Source organism: Pseudoalteromonas sp. TB64 (assembly GCF_000498095.1).
In the GTDB taxonomy this organism is placed as follows: Bacteria; Pseudomonadota; Gammaproteobacteria; order Enterobacterales; family Alteromonadaceae; genus Pseudoalteromonas.
In genome coordinates, this window is record NZ_AUTQ01000183.1 from 1 (window position 1) to 2,761 (window position 2,761).

The 2,761-nt window shown below is 37.7% G+C and carries 1 protein-coding gene and 1 pseudogene; both read left to right on the forward strand.

Translation table 11 applies throughout. The features are described 5' to 3' along the window. The first annotated feature begins 90 nt into the window (after window positions 1–90). Window positions 91–852: an IS5 family transposase gene (locus L647_RS0115240; RefSeq protein WP_024611512.1), complete on the forward strand. Its 762-nt coding sequence runs from the start codon at window positions 91–93 to the stop codon at window positions 850–852. A gap of 882 nt (window positions 853–1,734) precedes the next feature. Beyond that, window positions 1,735–2,761 (forward strand): annotated as a pseudogene (gltB, locus tag L647_RS0115245) (glutamate synthase large subunit); the annotation flags it as partial.

Sequence of the window (2,761 nt, forward strand, 5' to 3'; positions counted from 1 at the left end):
TAGGGCGTGTTGATCTTTGCGGTATAAAAAACAAACAGCATGAGGATAAGGTATAATTGAATTCGCTAAAAAACGTTACACCGAACCCTCATGCCAAGATTAATGTTAACAGACGCGACATGGAATGTCTTATCAAAAGTAATGCACTTAAGTGGTCGAATTTATAATAAGCCTGAGCATAGAAAAACGCTCGAAGGCATACTCTATAAGATGCGTACCGGTATTCCTTGGCGAGATTTACCGTCTTATTTCGGCTCGTGGAGTGCTATCTATAGACGATTTAATTTATGGTCCAAAAAAGATATTTTGAATGAATTATTTCGTGTGTTATCCCACTATGCTGATATGGATTGGATCTTTATTGATGGCAGTATTGTCAGGGCTCACCAGCATAGTTGCGGTGCAAGAACCGCTGGCAATGAATCAATCGGTAAGAGTCGAGGTGGCAATTCGACTAAAATTCATCTTGCAGTAGATAGCGGAGGATTGCCTGTTTATTATGAATTATCCTGTGGAAATACGCATGATATCGTCCATGCAGAGTCACTTGTAGACAATTGCCCAACGAGTAATGTGGTTGTCGCAGATAAAGGCTACGATAGTGAAAAACTAAGAGAGTTTATTCGTGATAATAGCGCTACACCCGTTATTCCACGCAAGGATAACAGTTTAGTGGGTAATGAAGATATTGACTGGTGCATGTACAAATATAGGCACTTAGTTGAGAATGCCTTTGGTCGGATCAAACAATATAGAGGGATAGCTACAAGGTATGAAAAGCTTGAACGGAATTATCATTCCATGCTCGCTTTAGCATTTACTATGATGTGGCTACCAATGTGGGCTGATTAATATATATACTACAAAGATCAACAGCCCCTAGTGTCCTTGTTATTAAAACCGAATATTTACACCTTTTATAAAATAATCAAAAAACCAGCACAACACTTATACCAATCCACAATAATGCTTAATCAATTTGAGGGGTTAAACCTGACGCTAACTGCGTTAAAAATTTATGATGTAGGACAAAATAACAAAATTTCTGCCTTGTTATCGACAAAGTTTTCTTACCTCAAAATAGACCATTTATTTAAGCTAATTGGCATTACATCGTTTTAATAACGATAAAAATAAGTTTTATGGGTGCTGCTGCTTAAGAGAAAACATATAAATGTAGGAAAAAATAAATCATAAGTAGTTAAAATTTATATGTTTAATATACTTTGATTAGATTTTTAACATGTACTCGAACATAAATAATGTTTATAAAAGATATATCGGTAAATAAAAATTCATTATTAAGAGGCTAAAAATGCCACAAATATTAATAACTATACAAAGGAGCGGCAAAAAGGAGAGAGGTTAAACCTTAAAACTTCGCAATTAGCATAAAACTATCTAAATGTTAACTGAATAACTTTAGTTTTCTTGAATATTTATTCACTCGGGTGCTGCTTTACGTTTACGTAAGCTGTATCTTGGGGAGTGTTTGTTTTTACAAAATGTTAAACTTGACACCGGTGTTATGAAAAAATAACGACCAATATAGCGCTAATTGTTAAAATTGATGATAAAAAAGAAATGTTGCTATGAGGTGAGAAATATTCAAGAATGTGAATATGTATTCAAAGTGCTATTGACTCTATTTAAGATAGAGGCTAGTTTTGTCCGTCTGTTAGCAAATCGTCGAGTAGTTCATCCACGCTAACAGTGCAGCAAGGGGAGGGGTCTATGTTATACGACTCAAAGTTAGAAAAAGAAAATTGTGGCTTTGGCTTAATTGCCCAAGTTAATGGTCAGGCTAGTCATAGGCTTATACGTACTGCTATTACAGGGCTGGATCGTATGCAGCACCGTGGCGGTATATCTGCTGATGGTAAAACAGGCGATGGCTGTGGTTTGTTATTACAAAAACCAGATAGTTTTTTTCGTGCTATTGCCAGTGAACATAATTGGCATTTAGGTAAAAACTACGCAGTGGGTATGATTTTTTTAAATTCAGACCCTGTTTTAGCGCAAGCTGCAAAACAAATACTTAGCGAAGAATTAGAAAAAGAGACGTTAAATATTTTAGGTTGGCGTGTAGTCCCAACCGATCCTTCAATGCTGGGTCCTATCGCTGTACAGCAGCTACCAGGGTTTGAACAAATTTTTGTTAGCGCGCCAGAAGGTTGGCGTTCTAAAGATTTAGAACGTCGCTTATATGTGGCACGCCGCCGTGCTGAAAAACGCATTGTTGATGACGAAGCATTTTATATTGCAAGTTTATCTGGGTTGGTAACTATCTATAAAGGCTTAATGATGCCTGCAGATTTACCGAACTTTTACTTAGATTTAGCTGATATTCGTATGACAAGTGCGATTTGTGTTTTTCATCAGCGTTTTTCTACTAATACACAACCACGTTGGCCACTTGCTCAGCCGTTTAGGTATTTAGCACACAATGGTGAAATTAATACCATTGAAGGGAACCGTCAGTGGGCACGCGCGCGCTCTTATAAGTTTGCGTCACCGCTTATTCCTGACTTACAAACAGCAGCGCCGTTTGTAAATGAAACAGGCTCTGATTCATCAAGCCTAGATAATATGCTTGAGCTATTTTTAGCTGGTGGCATGGATTTATTCCGCGCTATGCGTATGCTTGTGCCGCCTGCATGGCAAAAAAATCGTGCAATGGATGACGACTTACGTGCATTTTACGATTTTAACTCTATGCACATGGAACCATGGGATGGCCCTGCCGGTATTGTTATGTCGG

Excerpts from the sequence above, each read along its gene's own strand:
- L647_RS0115240 (WP_024611512.1), top strand. The coding sequence starts at position 91 with ATGCCAAGATTAATGTTAACAGACGCGACATGGAATGTCTTATCAAAA.